This window comes from Mesorhizobium sp. M1403 (assembly GCF_040317695.1).
Taxonomy (GTDB): Bacteria; Pseudomonadota; Alphaproteobacteria; order Rhizobiales; family Rhizobiaceae; genus Mesorhizobium.
Genome location: NZ_JAMYKY010000014.1, coordinates 24,531 through 41,377, shown reverse-complemented (window position 1 = coordinate 41,377; position 16,847 = coordinate 24,531). Strand labels below are relative to the sequence as shown.

General features: G+C 62.4%; 20 protein-coding genes. 10 read left to right on the top strand and 10 right to left on the bottom strand.

Going from position 1 to position 16,847, the window contains the following annotated elements; translation table 11 throughout:
* Positions 1–28: 28 nt before the first annotated feature.
* Positions 29–613, top strand: a complete 585-nt coding sequence (locus tag NKH01_RS21375) for a DUF1214 domain-containing protein (protein ID WP_353022238.1) — start codon at positions 29–31, stop codon at positions 611–613.
* Positions 606–1,154, top strand: coding sequence for a DUF1254 domain-containing protein (locus NKH01_RS21370; RefSeq protein WP_353022236.1), 549 nt, complete (start codon positions 606–608; stop codon positions 1,152–1,154). Before NKH01_RS21375 ends, NKH01_RS21370 begins: the two co-directional genes overlap by 8 nt.
* Positions 1,155–1,168: 14 nt before the next feature.
* Here NKH01_RS21370 and NKH01_RS21365 read toward each other — a convergent pair whose 3' ends face one another.
* Entirely contained in the window at positions 1,169–1,360 is a 192-nt protein-coding gene (locus NKH01_RS21365) for a hypothetical protein (RefSeq protein ID WP_031193791.1), read from the bottom strand.
* Positions 1,361–1,547: 187 nt separating this feature from the next.
* Between NKH01_RS21365 and NKH01_RS21360 the strand changes: the two genes are divergently transcribed.
* Positions 1,548–2,558 carry a DUF2336 domain-containing protein gene (locus NKH01_RS21360; RefSeq protein ID WP_353022234.1) on the top strand — a complete coding sequence of 337 codons (1,011 nt, stop codon included), beginning with the start codon at positions 1,548–1,550 and terminating at the stop codon, positions 2,556–2,558.
* A 4-nt stretch (positions 2,559–2,562) separates the two neighbouring features.
* On the opposite strand, the gene NKH01_RS21355 is transcribed toward NKH01_RS21360, so the two are convergent.
* The 3 genes from NKH01_RS21355 to NKH01_RS21345 form a co-directional block, all read right to left on the bottom strand.
* Entirely contained in the window at positions 2,563–2,910 is a 348-nt protein-coding gene (locus NKH01_RS21355) for a DUF1491 family protein (protein ID WP_353022232.1), read from the bottom strand.
* Between the two features lie 94 nt (positions 2,911–3,004).
* A complete protein-coding gene (locus tag NKH01_RS21350) occupies positions 3,005–3,772 on the bottom strand; it encodes a peptidoglycan-binding domain-containing protein (RefSeq protein ID WP_353022230.1) in 768 nt (255 codons plus the stop codon).
* Positions 3,747–5,492: an ATP-binding protein gene (locus NKH01_RS21345; RefSeq protein ID WP_353022352.1), complete on the bottom strand. Its 1,746-nt coding sequence runs from the start codon at positions 5,490–5,492 to the stop codon at positions 3,747–3,749. The genes NKH01_RS21350 and NKH01_RS21345 overlap by 26 nt, the downstream gene beginning before the upstream one ends.
* 518 nt (positions 5,493–6,010) lie before the next feature.
* Between NKH01_RS21345 and NKH01_RS21340 the strand changes: the two genes are divergently transcribed.
* Entirely contained in the window at positions 6,011–6,379 is a 369-nt protein-coding gene (locus tag NKH01_RS21340) for a DUF5330 domain-containing protein (RefSeq protein ID WP_023718406.1), read from the top strand.
* 113 nt (positions 6,380–6,492) lie between these two features.
* Complete coding sequence (locus NKH01_RS21335) at positions 6,493–6,921, top strand: SufE family protein (protein WP_023718407.1); 429 nt, start codon at positions 6,493–6,495, stop codon at positions 6,919–6,921.
* 113 nt (positions 6,922–7,034) lie between these two features.
* Here NKH01_RS21335 and NKH01_RS21330 read toward each other — a convergent pair whose 3' ends face one another.
* Together NKH01_RS21330 and NKH01_RS21325 are read right to left on the bottom strand one after the other, a co-directional pair.
* On the bottom strand, positions 7,035–7,460 hold the full coding sequence (locus tag NKH01_RS21330) for a Ros/MucR family transcriptional regulator (RefSeq protein ID WP_023677844.1): 426 nt from the start codon (positions 7,458–7,460) through the stop codon (positions 7,035–7,037).
* Positions 7,461–7,873: 413 nt separating this feature from the next.
* On the bottom strand, positions 7,874–8,245 hold the full coding sequence (locus NKH01_RS21325) for an SH3 domain-containing protein (RefSeq protein WP_023718408.1): 372 nt from the start codon (positions 8,243–8,245) through the stop codon (positions 7,874–7,876).
* A gap of 115 nt (positions 8,246–8,360) precedes the next feature.
* On the opposite strand from NKH01_RS21325, the gene NKH01_RS21320 reads away from it, so the two are divergent.
* The 3 genes from NKH01_RS21320 to NKH01_RS21310 all read left to right on the top strand — a co-directional run bounded on the left by NKH01_RS21320 (position 8,361) and on the right by NKH01_RS21310 (position 11,704).
* On the top strand, positions 8,361–10,472 hold the full coding sequence (locus NKH01_RS21320) for a S9 family peptidase (protein ID WP_353022228.1): 2,112 nt from the start codon (positions 8,361–8,363) through the stop codon (positions 10,470–10,472).
* Positions 10,473–10,551: 79 nt separating this feature from the next.
* On the top strand, positions 10,552–11,178 hold the full coding sequence (locus NKH01_RS21315; protein ID WP_352848204.1) for a LysE family translocator: 627 nt from the start codon (positions 10,552–10,554) through the stop codon (positions 11,176–11,178).
* A 142-nt stretch (positions 11,179–11,320) separates the two neighbouring features.
* A complete protein-coding gene (locus NKH01_RS21310) occupies positions 11,321–11,704 on the top strand; it encodes an SET domain-containing protein (RefSeq protein ID WP_023718410.1) in 384 nt (127 codons plus the stop codon).
* A gap of 12 nt (positions 11,705–11,716) precedes the next feature.
* Here NKH01_RS21310 and NKH01_RS21305 read toward each other — a convergent pair whose 3' ends face one another.
* The 4 genes from NKH01_RS21305 to NKH01_RS21290 form a co-directional block, all read right to left on the bottom strand.
* Positions 11,717–12,667, bottom strand: a complete 951-nt coding sequence (locus tag NKH01_RS21305) for a cytochrome c (protein WP_353022225.1) — start codon at positions 12,665–12,667, stop codon at positions 11,717–11,719.
* Between the two features lie 9 nt (positions 12,668–12,676).
* Complete coding sequence (locus NKH01_RS21300; RefSeq protein ID WP_352848198.1) at positions 12,677–13,120, bottom strand: c-type cytochrome; 444 nt, start codon at positions 13,118–13,120, stop codon at positions 12,677–12,679.
* Between the two features lie 174 nt (positions 13,121–13,294).
* Positions 13,295–13,891, bottom strand: a complete 597-nt coding sequence (locus tag NKH01_RS21295; protein WP_353022223.1) for a superoxide dismutase — start codon at positions 13,889–13,891, stop codon at positions 13,295–13,297.
* A 108-nt stretch (positions 13,892–13,999) separates the two neighbouring features.
* A complete protein-coding gene (locus NKH01_RS21290; RefSeq protein ID WP_023718414.1) occupies positions 14,000–14,878 on the bottom strand; it encodes a branched-chain amino acid aminotransferase in 879 nt (292 codons plus the stop codon).
* A gap of 151 nt (positions 14,879–15,029) precedes the next feature.
* Between NKH01_RS21290 and NKH01_RS21285 the strand changes: the two genes are divergently transcribed.
* Together NKH01_RS21285 and NKH01_RS21280 are read left to right on the top strand one after the other, a co-directional pair.
* On the top strand, positions 15,030–15,692 hold the full coding sequence (locus NKH01_RS21285; RefSeq protein ID WP_023718415.1) for a haloacid dehalogenase type II: 663 nt from the start codon (positions 15,030–15,032) through the stop codon (positions 15,690–15,692).
* A 174-nt stretch (positions 15,693–15,866) separates the two neighbouring features.
* Positions 15,867–16,691 carry a L,D-transpeptidase gene (locus tag NKH01_RS21280; RefSeq protein WP_352856192.1) on the top strand — a complete coding sequence of 275 codons (825 nt, stop codon included), beginning with the start codon at positions 15,867–15,869 and terminating at the stop codon, positions 16,689–16,691.
* Positions 16,692–16,847: the final 156 nt, after the last annotated feature.

Genomic DNA, 16,847 nt, shown 5'->3' with positions numbered 1-16,847 from the left:
TCCCCGGCCTTCGGTTCCCCGGCTCCTCATGCTCAAGAATGCCTTCCTGACACTGCTTTCGCTTGCCATCGCCGTCGTCGGCGGTGGCGGCAGCGTCTGGTATGCACTGAAGCTGCAGGACGGCGTCGGCGCCATCAGGATCGGCCAATGGACCGCCTTCCCCGATATCGGCACGCCGACGGCGAATCCCTATTCGAAGGCCCGCGTGGCGCGCGAAGGCGTGCTGGCGCTCGGACAGGCGGAAGGACTGTCTTTTGTCGCCGAGCGCGATTCCGGCGGCGAGCAGCTCAAGCGGCAATGTGCCTACAAGATTGCGGGCGGCTTTCCCACGGCCCGGTTCTGGACCCTCTATGCCGCAGATCGGTCGCTTGGCTTGATCGAGACCGGCAAGCCGAGGCCGGCTGCGCTGCAGTCCTATCAAGTGCTGCGCCAGGCCGACAATTCGGTGATCATTTCCGTCGGCAGCCGCCCGGCGCCTGATAACTGGCTGCTGACCAGCGGCGCCGGTGGGATGTACTTCGTGCTCACGTTCTACGACACGCCGATCGCCAGCAGCACCGGCCTCTCGGACGTCACGCTGCCGCAGATCCAGAAGGTCGGCTGCAATGCGTAGCCTGCTGCATGCCGTGCTGCTCGGCCTGCTTGGCGCCGGCATCGTGCACATCATCGTGCTGCTGCTCGTCCCCGAGTTTTCCGAACGCGACGCCTGGTCGCGATTGGCCATGGCTTCGGATCTCTACAAGATGACCAGGCTCGACGCGGAAGCCGGCGGCGCGCCGGTGGTGAAATCGGTCGATCCGCTGTTTTATGCGGCGGCTTGCCGCTTCGACCTTGCCGAGGGGATGGTGCGGGTCAAGGCGCCGGGAAAGGTGCCGTTCTGGTCGATATCGGTCTATGACCGCGGCGGCCACAACATCTACTCGTTCAACGACCGCAGCGCGACCGCAGGCGTGCTCGACACCGTGGTGCTGACGCCGGCGCAGATGATCGAGGTCCGCAAGAATCTTCCCGCGGAACTGCAAGGGGCGATCTTCGTCGAAGCGCCGATAGCGGAAGGCATGTTCGTCATCCGCTCGTTCGTGCCCGACGACAGCTGGAAGCCGATCGTCTCGCGGTTTCTCGAACAGAGTTCCTGCGAACTGCAGGATTTTTAAACCGCTTCCGATGCTCAGTGATGCGGTACCGGCAATGTCCCCGAAGGTCCCGGCTTATCGGGGCCGACCGGCCGCGTCTCGCCGGTCAGCGGCCGCTGCTCGTAGCGGACCCCGGGAAAGATGATCACCGCCGCCGGCGTTCCCGCGGTTTGTTGTGCTCGATTGGTTGCCGCCGTTCGCGGCACGAAAGACAGTACCATGCCCATGGTTCGCGTATTCCTCTCGGTTGCCCCGGAGCACAACGCAACGCCTCCATAGTCGATTAAGGAGACAGTAGGTTAACGGAGCGCTAACGGATCGCCGCTAAATTGATCTTTGTTCTTGGGAAACGCGAAACCGGTACAGCCCGGCAGAGCGCAGTCCAGATCGTGTCGAGTGTCAGGCGTATCCTTCGTGTCAGCTTCGGATTTCAGGCAAATCGCAGCAGGAGCTGAATCGGGAAAGGCCGAGAGGCTGTTCCGCGCCGCGGTGTCGGCGTTCTGTTCGCTCACCCGACCTTCACGCCGCGAGATCGCGCAGCTCGAAGACCTGACGCTGCCGCTTTTCGACAATGTCTCGGTCGAATCGCGCCGCTACGTCGCGGCAGCCCTTTCCGAATGCGAATATGCACCCGCCGCGCTGGTGCGGCGGCTTTGCCAGGAGCGGGTCGATATCGCCGCTCCGCTGCTCATCCGCTCGCGTGCCCTCAGCGACGTCGACCTGATCGCGCTGATCGGGCGCCACGGGCTGCCGCATGCCCGTGCCATTGCCCGCCGCAAGGATCTCAATCAAACGATCGCGGATCTCATCAAAGTGCTCGAAAGGCCGACGCTGGTGCGGTCGCAACAGCAGCCGGAAACAACCGCCAAAGCCGCGTCCGAAAACGCCGAAGTGGTTGCGAGCGATGCCAACAGGCAAGAGGCTTCCGATGCCGCCGAAACAGTACGCCGCCGGTTGCGATCCATGATGCGCGCCGAGAGCGGCACCGCTATCGGTCCGTTCGTCGAGCCGCAAACCTATGTCAAGCTGCGCGAGACCGCGCTGACCGGCAATGCGGCATTCTTCCAGACAGCGCTCGCCGATGCGCTCGAAGTCGATTTTTCAACGGCGCGGACGCTCACCACGAGCCAAAATTACACACCGCTGCTGGCCGCCTTGCGCGCGCTCGACCTTAGCGAAGACAAGGCGTTCCTGATCACGGCCGCCATCTATCCGACCGAGTTTCCGCACCCGCAGGCGATCCGCATCTTCCTCGACCGCTACCGCCTGCTGCACCGCGACGCGGCGTTGGACAGGCTCCGCGGCTGGAAGGCCGACACCGTGTCGAAAATCGTTCGCAAGCCCGGGCGCGTCGCCGCAAACGCCGACCTGCGCAAGCCGAACAGCGCCGATGTTGCCGCTGTCGCAAAGGCGCGCCGCGTCTGAAAAGTTACGGCGGCTTGACCGAGATAAGGTCCTCGACGGGAATGGCGCCCGCCTCGACCTCGACCACCCAGATATCCGGATCGAATTTCTTCTCGCGCTCCAGCCGCGCGTCGAAGATGGCGGCATCGTCGCCTTCGCCAAGCAGGCTGAAAAAGCGGTCGTCCGGCCTGGCCGAATCGTAGCTCGTCTGCGGCGCCGGCCCGAATAGCGCCATCTCTCCCAGCCTGCTACGCGCCAACACGAAAACCGCACCGGCTTCCGTCGCGCCGCGCTTGACCACGGCGGCAAAGCCGCCGGCGCTGAAAACCCGGCGCAACAGCGCCGACACCCACAGATCGGTAGTTACGCGCATGGAGAATTCCTGGCCATGCGGCGGTCCTTACAGCATTGGCCGGAAGACTGTAACCGGTCTTTGCCGAGCGACCGGCGTGCGGCCGTCACGACCCTCAGTTGGTCAGGCCGATCTCGCGCATCTTGACGTAGACGATCTCGTCGGGCTCGCCGGTCTCGGGCAGGCCGAAAAGCGCCTGGAATTCCTTGATCGCGGCCTTGGTGCGTGCGCCGACGACGCCGTCCAATTGCATGTCGTCATTGCCGAAAGCTTTCAGTCCGGCCTGGATCTTGACGATGCGGGGATCAGGTGCCGCCGCATTTGCCGGTGCGGACGCTGGAATGGCGGCTGGAACAGCGGCCGTTTCGACCGGCCGCGGCACGGGATGCGGCACCACGGCCGCGGTCGTCGGCGTGGCACCCAGTTGATCCAGCAGAATGCTGTCGATCTCGCCGGAGGCATTCAATCCGACCTTCTGCTGATAGGCCTGGATGGCCTTGCGCGTATTCGGTCCGGGAATGCCGTCGACGGTGCCGGAATAGAAATCGAGATCCCTCAATATGCCCTGGACCTGCTCGACGACCGGGTCGCTCTTGATCGGCGCAGCGGCCGGACGCACGATGTTGATGGTGGTTTCGGGCTCGTCGCTGTCCGCCCGGGGAAAGCGCTCGATGCTCCTGGTGACGAAAAACGCGCCGGCGTGCGGAAAGGGCTGGTACCAAAGAGCGTTCGCCGAGACGTAGAACAGCGTCACCAGGAATGCGGTGGAGCCGCCGACCACAACTGGATTGCGCGAGATCAGGCTGCCCAGAGCCATCGCTCCGTGCTCGAAGGCATTGCCGCGGCGTTTGACCGCCTTAGGCTGTTTTGCGGAGCGACCCATTGCTCTCCCCTTTGCCACCGTCCGCTCTGGCTTTGGCCGCGGACATCGGCACCACGCCGGTCTTGTCCGCCGAGTGGCCCGTCGGGCCGTTCACGGGAAGGCTGATCGTTACCGTGGTGCCCTCGCCCGGCATGCTTTCGATCGACATGGTGCCGTCGTGCAGCGCCACCAGCCCCTTCACCAGCGAAAGCCCGAGCCCGGTGCCTTCGAACCGGCGGGTATAGTCGTTCTGTATCTGCATGAACGGCTTGCCGAGATTGGCAAAATCTTCCTCGGCGATGCCAATGCCGGTGTCCCGGACCCAGAAATGCAGCCGCGAGCCGATCCGCTTGGCGCCGATGACGACGTTGCCGCCTTCGGGCGTGAACTTGATCGCGTTGGAGACGAGATTGATCAGGATCTGCTGCACGGCGCGACGGTCGGCATTTATTTCACCTGCGTCCGGCGCGATCTGGGCCTGCAGATCAATGGCTTTTGCCTCGGCTTGCAGGCGCATCATCGACTGGCACATCTCGACCGCTTCGCGGAAGCGGAACGGTTCCGGTTCGGTCGCATAGGCGCCCGATTCGATCCGCGATACGTCGAGTATCGAGGTGACGACGGCAAGCAGGTGCTGGCCCGAATCCCGTACCAAGCCGACATATTCCTTCTGGCGCGGATCCTTGAAGGTGCCGAACATCTCGTGCAGCAGCATGTCCGAAAAACCGATGATGGCATTGAGCGGGGTGCGCAGCTCGTGGCTGACGACGGCAAGGAAGCGTCCTTTCGCCACCTCGGCCGAGGCAGCCGCTTCATTGGCGGCGGCAAGCTCCTGGCGCAGTCCGGCCAGTTCATCATTCTCGCGCAGAACGAGCGTGAAGACAGTCTCCTGCCCCGGCGCGCGCATCATCTCGAGCGAGAACGGCCGGTAATTGTCGGCCGTCACGCCGCTGTTCTGCGGCAGCCGGACGCGAAGGTCGAGCCGGCGCGACAGAGCGCCATCGCGCATATCGGCCAGCGCGCTGAGATACGGGACGCGGTCGGACAGATGGATGCGATCGAAAAGCCCGGCGCCGAAAAGCAACTCCGGCGGCAGCCTCAGCATCGTGCGCGCCTTGGTCGAGGCGTCCAGAACCTCGCCATGCGCCGCTATTCGCAGCACGACAGCGTCGATCAGGTCTTCGAGCCGGTCGCTGCCGGCAGGATCGAGCTGTGCGTTGGCGGCGCCACGAAGTGGAGCGACACGCGGAAAGAGCGTGAGCGCCCAGGCCAGTGGTACCAGCCAGTGCCATGCCGCGATTTCGGTCTGGCCGAGCGGCAAGACGGAACCGGCGAAAGGCTGCAGCAAGACTGCGACAAGGGCCGATATGGCGCCCCAGATCACGGCACGGCGCGACTGGCCGATCCACCAGGCTTCAAACGGCAGCGCCACCGCAAGCACGGCAACCGGCGAGGCCACACCGCCGGCGGCAGCGACAAGGGCACCCAGGGCAACACTGCTCACGACCAAGGCTAGTTGGCCGGCCAGAGTGATCTTACCCGATGCAGCCACCAGCAGGGCGGCGAACCAGCAAAGGCCGAACGCGGCAAAGATCGCAGCCACAGTCACGGCCGCGCCCATGCCCGACGTGACCAGCGTCACCGCCGCACCTGCGCTGAAGAAAGGAGCCGCCAGCATGGCGCCAATGAACCGGCTGTGGCGGCGGCGGTCATCCTGGCCGAGGACGGACGGATGAACCATCCGTTCGCAACCGGCGGCTATCGCGCCCGGCAACTCGGCGTATCTGGCCTTGATCGCACTCAACTCAACGCACCCGGTCGTGAACGGCCCTGCTTTGCAGGTGGCTTTTGTCGATCCGAAACTCGCATCCAGCGTTTAAGGAATGGATAAGGCTGGGCCGATCGTCCCCCGGCCGGCTGCAAATATCGGGATACCGGCGGCGAAAAACCGGGGCAATTGCCGCCATAGTAAACGGAGCGTTATCCGGACCGCCCGCGCCTGGACTTGGGCCGAGGGCATCAAACTGTCGCCGGGTCAAAAAACGAGCAGGAAAAACAACAGGTTGGATGGTTACCCTTTGCTGAATAAAATCTGTGCCTTTCGAGGCAAATGAATTTCAAAACGCTTCGTTTCGAATCTGCCTAAAATTTGAGGAAAACTGTTGCTTTCGGGACAAGCCGTCCTTTGCGCGTCTGTGCCAATATCGCGGTACAAGGGTTGTGCGGTTCGGATGCATGACCGTCATAAAGGACAGACAGATGGGCTTTCTGATAAGAGCTGCTTTCTGGTTTTCGCTGGTGCTTCTGGCGCTGCCGCTGGGTGTCGGCTCCGATGATGCGGGCCGCGAAAGCGTCGGGCCGCTCCAGGCGCTGTTTGCCGCGCGCGAAGCCGTCGGCGACATCGCCGGCATCTGCGAGCGCAAGCCGGACGTCTGCGAGACCGGCAAATCGGCAATGCACACCATCACCGCCCGGGCAAAGGAGACCGCCAAGATCGCGGCCGCCATGCTGGACGACAAGGCCGCTGAACCCGATACGGTGACGACCACCGGCAGCGTGCCCGAGGAAATCGTCTTGCCGGCGAAAGTCGATTTGCCGGCGAAAGTGCACTTGCCGGCAAAGAACTGAGACTGTTTCGGCCGAATCCATCGCTAAACCGCAGGGCGCCCCGCTCTCGGCGCCTGCGGCGTTTCTCCTCTTTTTCCGTGACGCGGCCGCGCCGGATGACTATATCCGGGGAAATGACCACGACGATCCAGACCATCCGCGACGACTTTTCCCTGCTCGACGAGTGGGAAGACCGCTATCGGTATGTGATTGAACTGGGTGAAGCGCTGCCGCCATTTCCCGACGAGCAACGCATACAAGCCAACAAGGTGCCCGGCTGCGTCAGCCAGGTCTGGCTGACCACCGAGCAAGGCGAGGGTGCCAATCCCGTTATCACCTTCAAGGGCGATTCCGACGCCCATATCGTGCGCGGCCTGGTTGCCATCATGCTGGCGCTGTTTTCGGGACGGCCCGCCAGCGAAATCCAGAGGACCGACGCAGAGGCAACGCTAAAGGCACTCGGACTTGACGAGCACCTGTCGCCGCAGCGCGCCAATGGTCTTCGCTCGATGGTCAAGCGTATCAAGCGTGACGCCGAGGCAGCGCTGAAGCAGACCGCCTGACCGGACGGCAATTACCGGCAGTATGAAGAACTGGCGGCCCGAGCTTGGTCTCCCCACAATACAAAACGGCGCCCGAAGGCGCCGCTTGAGTGTCAAACCGGAAGAGCCGCTTGTCAGCGTCCCTTGCGCTTGCGACCGAGACCCATCTTCTTGGCGAGCTGCGAACGGGCGGCCGCATAATTGGGCGCAACCATCGGATAGCTCGGGTCCAGGTTCCACTTTTCGCGATACTGGTCGGGCGTCAGATCATAGTGGGTCATCAAGTGACGCTTGAGCGACTTGAACTTCTTGCCGTCTTCGAGACAGATGATGTAGTCGTCATGCACCGAACGCTTCGGATTTACCGCCGGCTTCTGCTTGTCGGCAGGCGGCTGCTCGGCGGCCCCGCCGACGCGCCCGAGAGCGGCATGGACATCGGCGATGAGGTTCGGCAATTCGCCGACCGGCACGGGATTGTTGCTGACATAGGCGGCCACCACATCGGCGGTGAGCTCGATCAGCGCGTCACTGTTTCTGGAAGGTGTTTCGGTAATATCCATGGCGTTCAGGCCCCAACGAGAATTGTTTCTGTTTGCGCCCGTTTCGATAGTTGGGCATCGCGCGAACTTGTGCAGGAAAAAGCCTCCGCGATTCGCGTCGCGGCATCTTAATGGGCCTGGGCGTCAAGTAAGTCAATTCGCATCTTGCGCTCTATTCAGCGATACAAGTCAAATCTTTCATATTCAGCTTCACTCTTTCGTGCAGAGTGTAACTTTGCCGTTTTTTCTGGTCAGACCAGCATCGACTGACGCCGCGGCAAGCAGCCATTACACAGACGGCAGCAGGTAAATAGAGCTCAATGCTTGATCCTGCCGGCAGCATTACAGCCTGGCCGATCGGCGGATTCAGTAAAATCATAGGTTGCGAAGCGTTACTGTTGCTCGTGAGCCGTCGGCCGGAGCGGCGTGCTGCGTCACTGAAACGGGGTGATGTATTTTCCGTAGACCCAGCCGGTGACGAACTGGCCGCTCTGTGCCGGATCGTGCCAGACTTCGCACCAGCGATGGCGGATCTTCTGTTTCTGCTGCCAGTAGGTTTGGCTGGTCATGTCGAGCAGGTTTATCCCACCGGTGCATTTGCCGGTCATCTGCAGAACCGTCCCGTTGGGATAGGCGGCCTGCTTCTGCGAAGTTCCTGAAGGATATTTGCGCACATTGAGCGTGTCGCCGAACGGCACATTGGCCACTTGCCAAGCCGCAAAGGCAGTTGCATGAGATTGACCGGCATTGGCCAGGGTCATCGCAGCGACGGCGAGGGCCGCGGCAGTCCGAGAAAAAATATTCACTGTCCTCTCCTCCAGCCCGTCCTCTTGAGCCACCACGACAATAGATCGTAGCCCTTGAACCCGCGCTGATCGGCGTGTTCATTCGCCATTCAAATAACTTCCACAGCGAGACGCAATGACCAGAACCTCAGTGTTTCCGACCGCCACCCCGCCGCAGCCGGAGAAGCGGCCGATCTTCGACACGCATCACGGCATGACGCGGACGGACGACTATGCCTGGCTGAGGGCCGTGAATTGGCAAGAGATGTTCAGGGACCCGTCGCTGCTCGACGGCCAGATCCGCGCCCACCTCGAAGCCGAGAATGCTTACCAGGCGGCGCTGATGGCCGATACGGTCCAACTGCAGAAACAGCTTTTCGCGGAAATGAAGGGACGCATCAAGGAAGACGATTCTTCCGTGCCGATGAAGGACGGGCCTTACGCCTACGGCTCCTCCTTCAAGCTTGGCGGCCAGCAGCCGCGTTATTTCCGCACGGCGCGCGACGGCGGCGACAAGCAGATCTTGCTCGACGGCGATGCCGAGGCCGAGGGCAAGCCCTATTTCCGCCTGGGCGGCGTCGATCATTCGGACGACCACCGCAAGCTGCTCTGGGCCTTCGACGACAAGGGTTCCGAATTCTACACGCTGCGCGTCCGCGATCTCGCCGGCGGCAACGATCTGGCGGACAGGGTCCCCGACACCGGCGGCGGCGGTGTGTGGGATGCCGGCAATGACGGTTTTTTCTACACCCGCCTCGACCCCAACCACCGTCCTTCCAAAGTGCTGTTCCATGCGCTTGGCGATAGTCCTGAAAACGACCGGCTGATCTACGAGGAAACCGATCCGGGCTTCTTCATGGATGTCGGCGGCACACGCTCCAACGAGTGGATCATGATCGGCATCAACGACCATGAGACCTCGGAATATCGCATCATGAACGCCAACGAACCGTCCGCAGAGCCGAAGCTGGTTGCGGCACGCCAGACCGGCTTGCAGTACGACCTTGAGGAAGGCGGCGACATCTTCTTCATCCTCACAAATGCCGACGGCGCCAAGGACTTCAAGATCATGACGGCGCCGGCCCATGATCCGGTGCGCGCCAACTGGCAGGAACTGGTGCCGCACGAAGCGGGCCGGCTGATCCTTTCGGTAATCGGCTTCAAGGACCACATGGTCCGGCTGGAGCGCAAGGAAGGCCTGCCACGCATCGTCGTGCGCGATCGCAAGAGCGGCGAAGAGCACCTGATCTCCTTCGACGAGGAAGCCTTCTCGCTCGGCCTGTCCGGCTCCTACGAATACGACACCGAAATCATGCGCTTTTCCTATTCGTCGATGACGACCCCGGCGCAGGTCTTCGATTACAACATGCGCACCCGCGAGCGCGTGCTGCTCAAGACCCAGGAAGTGCCGTCCGGCCATGACCCGGAGCACTATGTCACGCGCCGGCTGATGGCGCCTGCCGCCGACGGCGAACTGGTGCCGATCTCGCTCCTCCATCACCGCGACACGCCGCTCGACGGGTCGGCGCCTTGCCTGCTTTACGGCTACGGCTCTTACGGCATAGCCGTGCCGTCCGCGTTCAACACCAATTTGTTTTCGCTGGTCGACCGCGGCTTTGTCTACGCGATTGCCCATGTCCGCGGCGGCAAGGACAAGGGTTATGGCTGGTACGACGACGGCAAGCGGGCGAACAAGATGAATACGTTCACCGATTTTGTCGCTGCCGCCCACCACCTCGTCGCCGAACGCTATACGCAGCATGACCGCATCGTTGCGCAAGGCGGTTCGGCCGGCGGCATGCTGATGGGCGCGGTCGCCAACATGGCGCCGCAATGCTTCGGCGGCATCGTCGCCGAGGTTCCCTTCGTCGACGTGCTCACCACCATGCTCGACGCCAGCTTGCCGCTGACGCCGCCGGAATGGCCGGAATGGGGCAACCCGATCGCCTCGGCGGAGGATTACCGGACCATCGCTGCCTACTCGCCCTACGACAATATCGCCGCACTCGACTATCCGCCGATCCTGGCGCTGGCCGGCCTGACCGACCCGCGTGTCACCTATTGGGAGCCGGCCAAATGGGTGGCGCGGTTGCGCGACCGCAAGACAGGTGGGAATCCGGTTCTGTTCAAGATCAACATGGATTCAGGCCATGCCGGCGCCTCCGGCCGGTTTTCCAGGCTGGAGGAAATCGCCTTCACCTACGCCTTCGCGCTCAAGGTGACAGGCAAAGCCGAACCAGCCGCGTGAAGTCGGGGGAGAGCGGTCATTGCCTTCCGTTCCAAGACGTGGCTTTCATTCGCGGTGAGAGTTGCGGAGACGCCCACCAATGATCGATCTCACCACATTGATTGCGTATGTCGCGGTTGTGCTTGGCTTTGTCTTCATCCCCGGTCCGGCCACCCTTCTGACCGTGGCGCGGGCTACCAGTTCCGGAACCAGGGTTGGCATCGCGACCGGCGCGGGGATCGCGGCCGGCGACGTGGTTCACACCTTCATGGCGATCGTCGGCATTTCGGCGATCATTGCCACGTCGGCCGCGCTTTTCAGCATCGTGAAATACATCGGCGCAGCCTACCTCATTTATCTCGGCATTCGCGCGATCATCGAGAAAACGCCTGCCTATCCGGCCGCCGGCGCACTTGCGATCCCCGCTGCCAAAGCATTTCGGCAGGCTGTTTTGACCGAGGTTCTCAACCCCAAGACCGCGCTTTTCTTCCTTGCATTTCTTCCGCAGTTCGTGCGGCCTGAAAACGGATCGGTGATGCTTCAACTGGCGACATTGGGCGTGATCTTTGTTCTGTTGGGCCTCATCAGCACGCTGGTTTTCGCCGTGGGTGCGGGCGGCCTCGGTGCATTCCTGCGCCGAAACCCGACGGTGCTGAGATGGCAAGGCAAGGCTGTCGGCGGCATCTATTGCGCCTTGGGCATCCGGCTGGCGCTGCAACAGCGCTAGGACCTCGACAGGCGACGCCGTATGAGGCTTCGGATAATGGGCAGGCACAGCTGATTTTCCGCTCGCAATTGCAAAGGCCGCGCGCTACCCAGTGCGCGGCTTTTCACAGCCGCGCCAACACACAATCACCCAGGGATCTGCCATGTTGCTCGTCGATGTCTATCTCGACAAATCGCCCATCCAGGGCATCGGCGTCTTTGCCAAAAACCACATTGCCCGCGGCACGCTGGTCTGGAAGCTCGACCCGAAATACGACCGGCGCATCGAGGTGGAGACCTACGAGCGGGAAACCGGGCCGGTCAAAACCTATCTCGACCGCTACGCCTATCCGGACCGGCGCGACCCGAATTACATCGTCTTCGAAGCCGACGATGCGCGCTACATGAACCATGCCGACAGCCCGAATTGCGACGTCTCGCAGCCGGAGGAGACCTATGCCTTGCGCGACATTGCGCCCGGCGAGGAAATGACCTGCGACTACAATCACTTCTTCGAAACCGGCTTCGACTTCCTCGGCGACCGCTGACCCAACGGCCCGTCAGCTCGCCGGCTTCTTGCGCGCCGGATAGCCGTTGGGATGCGGCGGCACGGCTTTCAGATAGGCGGCGATCGCCGCGCGGTCCTCCCGGGTCAGCACGGCCATGTTCCGTTGCACGTCGACCATCGCGCCGCCGACCGTATCGAAGTCCGGCGTGAAGCCGGTTTCGAGATAGTTGGCGATGTCGGCTTCCGACCAGTCGGCGATGCCGCCCTCGCCCGACGTGATGTTGGGCACGATGCCGCTGCCTTCCGCGGCCGCGGCGCCTGCCAGCCACTGGCTCTTCCTGGTACCGCCGGTAAGGTCCCGCGGCGTGTGGCATTCGCCGCAATGGCCGGGGCCTTCGACCAAATAGCGGCCGGCCTGCACCGGCTGCGGCGTGCCTTCGGGAAAGGAAACGACCGGCTTGTCGCTCAGATAGAGCAATTTCCACAGACCAAGGCCGCGTCGGACGTTGAAGGGAAACCCCAGCGAATTGGCGGGTGCCTTGCCGGCGACCGCGGGCAAGGTCTTCAGGAACGCATAGAGATCGGCAATGTCGGCCGGCTTCATGCGCGCGTATGAAATATAGGGAAATGCTGGATAAAGATGCTCGCCCGACGGCGACACGCCCCTCAGCATGGCGTTGGCAAAGTCTTCGACCGACCAGGCGCCGATGCCGTCCTTGGTATCCTGCGAGATATTCGGCGGCACGAAGGTGCCGAATGGCGTCTTGAGCTCGAGGCCGCCGACCAGCTGAAGGCGAGCGTCGCCTTGCGAGCCAGGCTTGGCATGACAGGATGTGCAGCCGCCAGCGTAGAAGATGCGCTTGCCCCTGTCAGCGTCACCGGGGCCAAGCTGCGCCAGCGTGGCGGCACCGAGCCTGACCGGAGCCGACAGGAACCAGCCGGCAATCGCGGCGACGCCGCCCAGAACGAGGGCGGCGCCGACGAGTTTCTTCAGCAAGGGCATTGCCCGCTATCAGCCTTTTTTCACCCTGTAGCTTTGATGACAGTTGCCGCAGCCGCCGCCGATGGTGTTGAACTGTGCCTTCAACGCGTCGGCATCCGCAGGTGCCGCGGCGACCGCCGCCTTGACGTCGGCGAGGTACTTGCCTTCAGCCGTCTTGAAGCCGGCCATGTCCTGCCAGATCTTGGGAGACGCCGTGGTGTCGCCGGTGTCGCTGCCCGCCGGGAACAGCGCGTCGACGCCGGCATGGAATTTCTCGGCATTGGCCTGCAGTGCCTGCAACGCCGTCAGCACCGAAGCTGCGTCGTAGGGCGTCTCGCCCTTGACCACTTTCGACAAGCCGGCGGCGATCTTGCCACGTTCCTTCATTAGGGCCTGCCGGTCAGCGACCGGGTCGGCAAATGCCGCCGAACCGGCGAAGGCGAGCATCGAGATGGCGAGGATAAGCTTTCTCATTCACTTGGCTCCATGTTGAAGGCAATTCAGGGTGCGGTCCCACCCCGATGACAAACGGCAAGCATGGCTTAAAAATTCCGACGCTTCGCCTCACGCTTGCGTGAAATTTTTGCAACTGTCGTTCTGATGCTGAAAAAGAAAAGCCCCGGTTCTGCCGGGGCTTTCTGGAACGGATCAGGCACTTTCGTAGAGTTCGAGCACATAGTCCCAGTTGATAAGACTGTCGACGAAGGCTTCGAGATATTTCGGCCGGGCGTTGCGATAATCGATGTAGTAGGAATGTTCCCAGACATCGACGCCAAGGATCGGCGTCGCGCCATGGACGAGCGGGTTCTCGCCATTCGGCGTCTTCGAGATCGCCAGCTTGCCGTCCTTGACCGAGACCCAGGCCCAGCCCGAACCGAACTGGGTGGTGCCGGCGGCGATGAAGTCGGCCTTGAACTTGTCGTAGCCGCCAAGATCGCTGTCGACCGCTTTTTGCAAGGCGCCCGGCAGCTTGTTGCCGCCGCCGCCCTTCTTCATCCATTTCCAGAAATGGATATGATTGTAGTGCTGGGCGGCATTGTTGAAGAGCCCCGCATTCTTGCCGAAGGACTGTTTGACGGCCTCTTCGACCGACAAATCGCCCAGGCCCGCCTCGGCGGCCAGCTTGTTGCCGTTGTCGACGTAGGCCTTGTGGTGCTTGTCGTGATGATATTCCAGCGTTTCCTTGGACATATAAGGCTGCAAAGCCTCGTAATCATAGGGCAAGGCGGGCAATTCAAAAGCCATCGGTCGTACTCCCTCGTGGAAAAATCCGGTGTCGATACCGGACTAACATAGGACTGGATTGGTCTGGAACAACTCCGGAAACGAAGCGCCGGGCCGCTTTTTAGCGGGTCAGCCGGGCGAAGTCGAATGCGCCCATTCCCAATAGAGTTCGCGCGCCTTCTTGGCCACCGGCCCGGGCTGCAGATTGCGATCCTCGATACGGGTGACCGGCACGACTTTCGAGTGGTTTCCGGTCGAGAAGATTTCGTCCGCCTCCAGGAAATCGCGGATCGACAGCGTCTTTTCCGTCGTCGTGAAACCGTACTCGCCAAGCAGGGCCATGGTGCGCGCGCGAGTGATGCCGGACAGGAAGGTGCCGTTCGGCGCCGGCGTCAGGACATGGCCGTCCTTGACCAGGAAAATATTCGAGGTCCCGGTCTCGGCGACATTGCCCAGCATGTCGAGCACGAGCGCATTGTCGAAGCCGCGCATCTTGGCTTCGAGGATGGCCCGGCCGTTGTTAGGATAAAGGCAGCCGGCCTTGGCGTTAGTCGGCATGGTTTCGATTGTCGGGCGGCGGAACGGCGACACCGTCACCGAAAAACCCGCTGGCGAGATCATCGGCGATTCATAGAGGCAAAGGCAGAAACGCGTCGAGGCCGGGTCGGCCGGCACGCCCATATAGCCGCCATGCTCGGCCCAATACATCGGCCTGATGTAGACCGCTGTGTTGCCGTCGAACTTCTTCAGCCCGTCCCAGGTCAGGCCGACGATCTTGTCGGTGCTCATCGTCGGTTTCAGGCCGAGCGCGATCGCCGAGGCGTTCACCCTTGCTGCATGGCGATCGAGGTCGGGAGCGACGCCCTCGAACCAACGGGCGCCGTCGAACACGCTGGTGCCGAGCCACATGGCATGGCTGCGCGGCCCGAGGATGGCGACGTTGCCCTCATACCAGTCGCCGTCGACGAAGGTCCATGTCGCGGATTGCGCCGCAGTCGCCAGTGTCATTGCCAGGTTCCGTTCGATGCTTGTTGCGGCGCATTGGAAGATGCTTTGGCGGCCGCCGTCAACCGGTTTGGCTGAGATTTGTTGAGGCCAGCGGGCTGGCGGACTGCAATCAGCGCTTGCGCCTTGCCTTGCGCAGCCTCAAAACTGTCGCATGCACCATGCAGCTTACGTTTTCGACGCCTATGGCACGCTGTTCGACGTGCACGCGGCCGTGCGCCGTCACGCCGACCAGATCGGGCCGGACGGCCAGTTGCTGTCCGAGATCTGGCGCGCAAAGCAGCTGGAATATTCCTGGGTGCGGACGCTGATGGGGGCCTATGCCGATTTCTGGCAGCTCACCGAGCAGGCACTCGATTTCGCCCTGCGCAAGGTTCCGTCCGCCGATGCCGGGCTGAAGGCGAAGTTGCTCGAGGCCTATTGGCGGCTGGACTGCTATCCGGAGGTGCCGGCCGTGCTCAAGGCGCTCAAGGCATCGGGGGCAAGGCTGGCGATCCTGTCCAACGGTTCGCCTGAAATGCTGGAGGCGGCCGTCAAGTCCGCCGCGCTCGACCAGGTCCTGGACGACGTCTTTTCCGTCGACAGCGTCAGGCGCTTCAAGACCGACCCGTCGGTCTACGACATAGTCACCACGGGCTGGCGCCTCTATCCAGGCGCTGTCTCTTTCCAGTCCTCCAACCGCTGGGACGTTGCCGGCGCCACCAAATTCGGCTTCCGGACGGTGTGGATCAACCGCGCCAATCACCCAGAGGAATACCGGGATTTCCCACCGGCCCTGATCCTGCCGTCCCTTGAAGGTCTGGTTGCCGCGGTTTGACACCGGAAATGTTGCGTCGGCGCAACAGTGGCGATCCAGTCACAGCTTTGCCTTTGTTTGTCCACCCTGCGGCCAGAATTGGAACCGCCTATCGCGCCGAGCATTGCTCGAGCACCTGCGCACAACCGGACGCATTCATGCTTTGTTGCGATTTGAGACTTAAAAAAGGCAATCATGTTCACACCTCCATCGTCCTCTCTGCGCCTTAGCCGTCGCGGTTTCCTCAACGCCGCAGCCCTTGGCGCCGCCTCGGTCGCGGTCTCCAGTTGCACCACGCTGTCGCAACAGCCGGTCGAGCCACCGCCGCCGACCTATGTCGAGCCGGCGCTCGGCGACTATATGACGATGTATGGGCCGATGTCTGATGGCGGCTTCGAGCTGCCGGCGATACCGGTCGACAAAATCGACCCGCAGTTCCTGCGCCAGATCGTGGACGATCCGACCGGGCAGCAGCCGGGCACCATCGTCGTCGACACCACCAATCACTTCCTCTACTTGGTGCGCCCGGGCGGCCAGGCTATCCGCTACGGCGTCGGCCTCGGCCGCGCCGGCTTCGAATGGTCGGGCGATGCCGTGGTCCAATGGAAGCAGAAATGGCCGAAATGGACGCCGCCGGATGAAATGATCTCCCGGCAGCCGGAGTTGAAGCCGTACAGCGCCGATAATGGCGGCATGCCCGGCGGGCTCAAGAACCCGCTTGGCGCGCGGGCGCTCTATCTCTTCCAGGGCAACCAGGACACGCTCTACCGCTTGCACGGTTCGCCGGAATGGCGGTCGATCGGCAAGTCGGTGTCGTCGGGCTGTGTTCGCCTGATGAACCAGGACATTATCGATCTCTACGACCGTGTGCCGAACAAGACCCCGGTCGTGGTGACGGCCGATATCGGCCAGCCGATGGTGGCGACCGCAAACCGCAAAGCCATTCCGATCGACGCCGGCGTGCCGGAAGGATCGATCCTGCTCGGCCCGATAAAATCGATCACAAACTCGATCTTCTGAGCTCGTCGAAAGCGCGGGCGGGATCTTCCTCGCTCCTGGTGGTTTCCGGTTAGATAGCTGCCTGAGCCATCGGATTTGCGCTATGGCAATCTACCACCCGAACGCGACTCCGCGGTCAGCGTGCCAACGGCAGATCTGCGCCTCATGTCAGCCGCC

Coding starts and splice junctions, on each gene's coding strand:
- NKH01_RS21295 (WP_353022223.1), bottom strand. CDS start 13,891: ATGGCTTTTGAATTGCCCGCCTTGCCCTATGATTACGAGGCTTTGCAG.
- NKH01_RS21310 (WP_023718410.1), top strand. CDS start 11,321: ATGTTGCTCGTCGATGTCTATCTCGACAAATCGCCCATCCAGGGCATC.
- NKH01_RS21320 (WP_353022228.1), top strand. CDS start 8,361: ATGACCAGAACCTCAGTGTTTCCGACCGCCACCCCGCCGCAGCCGGAG.
- NKH01_RS21285 (WP_023718415.1), top strand. CDS start 15,030: ATGCACCATGCAGCTTACGTTTTCGACGCCTATGGCACGCTGTTCGAC.
- NKH01_RS21330 (WP_023677844.1), bottom strand. CDS start 7,460: ATGGATATTACCGAAACACCTTCCAGAAACAGTGACGCGCTGATCGAG.
- NKH01_RS21350 (WP_353022230.1), bottom strand. CDS start 3,772: ATGGGTCGCTCCGCAAAACAGCCTAAGGCGGTCAAACGCCGCGGCAAT.
- NKH01_RS21345 (WP_353022352.1), bottom strand. CDS start 5,492: ATGGTTCATCCGTCCGTCCTCGGCCAGGATGACCGCCGCCGCCACAGC.
- NKH01_RS21315 (WP_352848204.1), top strand. CDS start 10,552: ATGATCGATCTCACCACATTGATTGCGTATGTCGCGGTTGTGCTTGGC.
- NKH01_RS21300 (WP_352848198.1), bottom strand. CDS start 13,120: ATGAGAAAGCTTATCCTCGCCATCTCGATGCTCGCCTTCGCCGGTTCG.
- NKH01_RS21365 (WP_031193791.1), bottom strand. CDS start 1,360: ATGGGCATGGTACTGTCTTTCGTGCCGCGAACGGCGGCAACCAATCGA.
- NKH01_RS21370 (WP_353022236.1), top strand. CDS start 606: ATGCGTAGCCTGCTGCATGCCGTGCTGCTCGGCCTGCTTGGCGCCGGC.
- NKH01_RS21355 (WP_353022232.1), bottom strand. CDS start 2,910: ATGCGCGTAACTACCGATCTGTGGGTGTCGGCGCTGTTGCGCCGGGTT.
- NKH01_RS21335 (WP_023718407.1), top strand. CDS start 6,493: ATGACCACGACGATCCAGACCATCCGCGACGACTTTTCCCTGCTCGAC.
- NKH01_RS21375 (WP_353022238.1), top strand. CDS start 29: ATGCTCAAGAATGCCTTCCTGACACTGCTTTCGCTTGCCATCGCCGTC.
- NKH01_RS21290 (WP_023718414.1), bottom strand. CDS start 14,878: ATGACACTGGCGACTGCGGCGCAATCCGCGACATGGACCTTCGTCGAC.
- NKH01_RS21280 (WP_352856192.1), top strand. CDS start 15,867: ATGTTCACACCTCCATCGTCCTCTCTGCGCCTTAGCCGTCGCGGTTTC.
- NKH01_RS21340 (WP_023718406.1), top strand. CDS start 6,011: ATGGGCTTTCTGATAAGAGCTGCTTTCTGGTTTTCGCTGGTGCTTCTG.
- NKH01_RS21305 (WP_353022225.1), bottom strand. CDS start 12,667: ATGCCCTTGCTGAAGAAACTCGTCGGCGCCGCCCTCGTTCTGGGCGGC.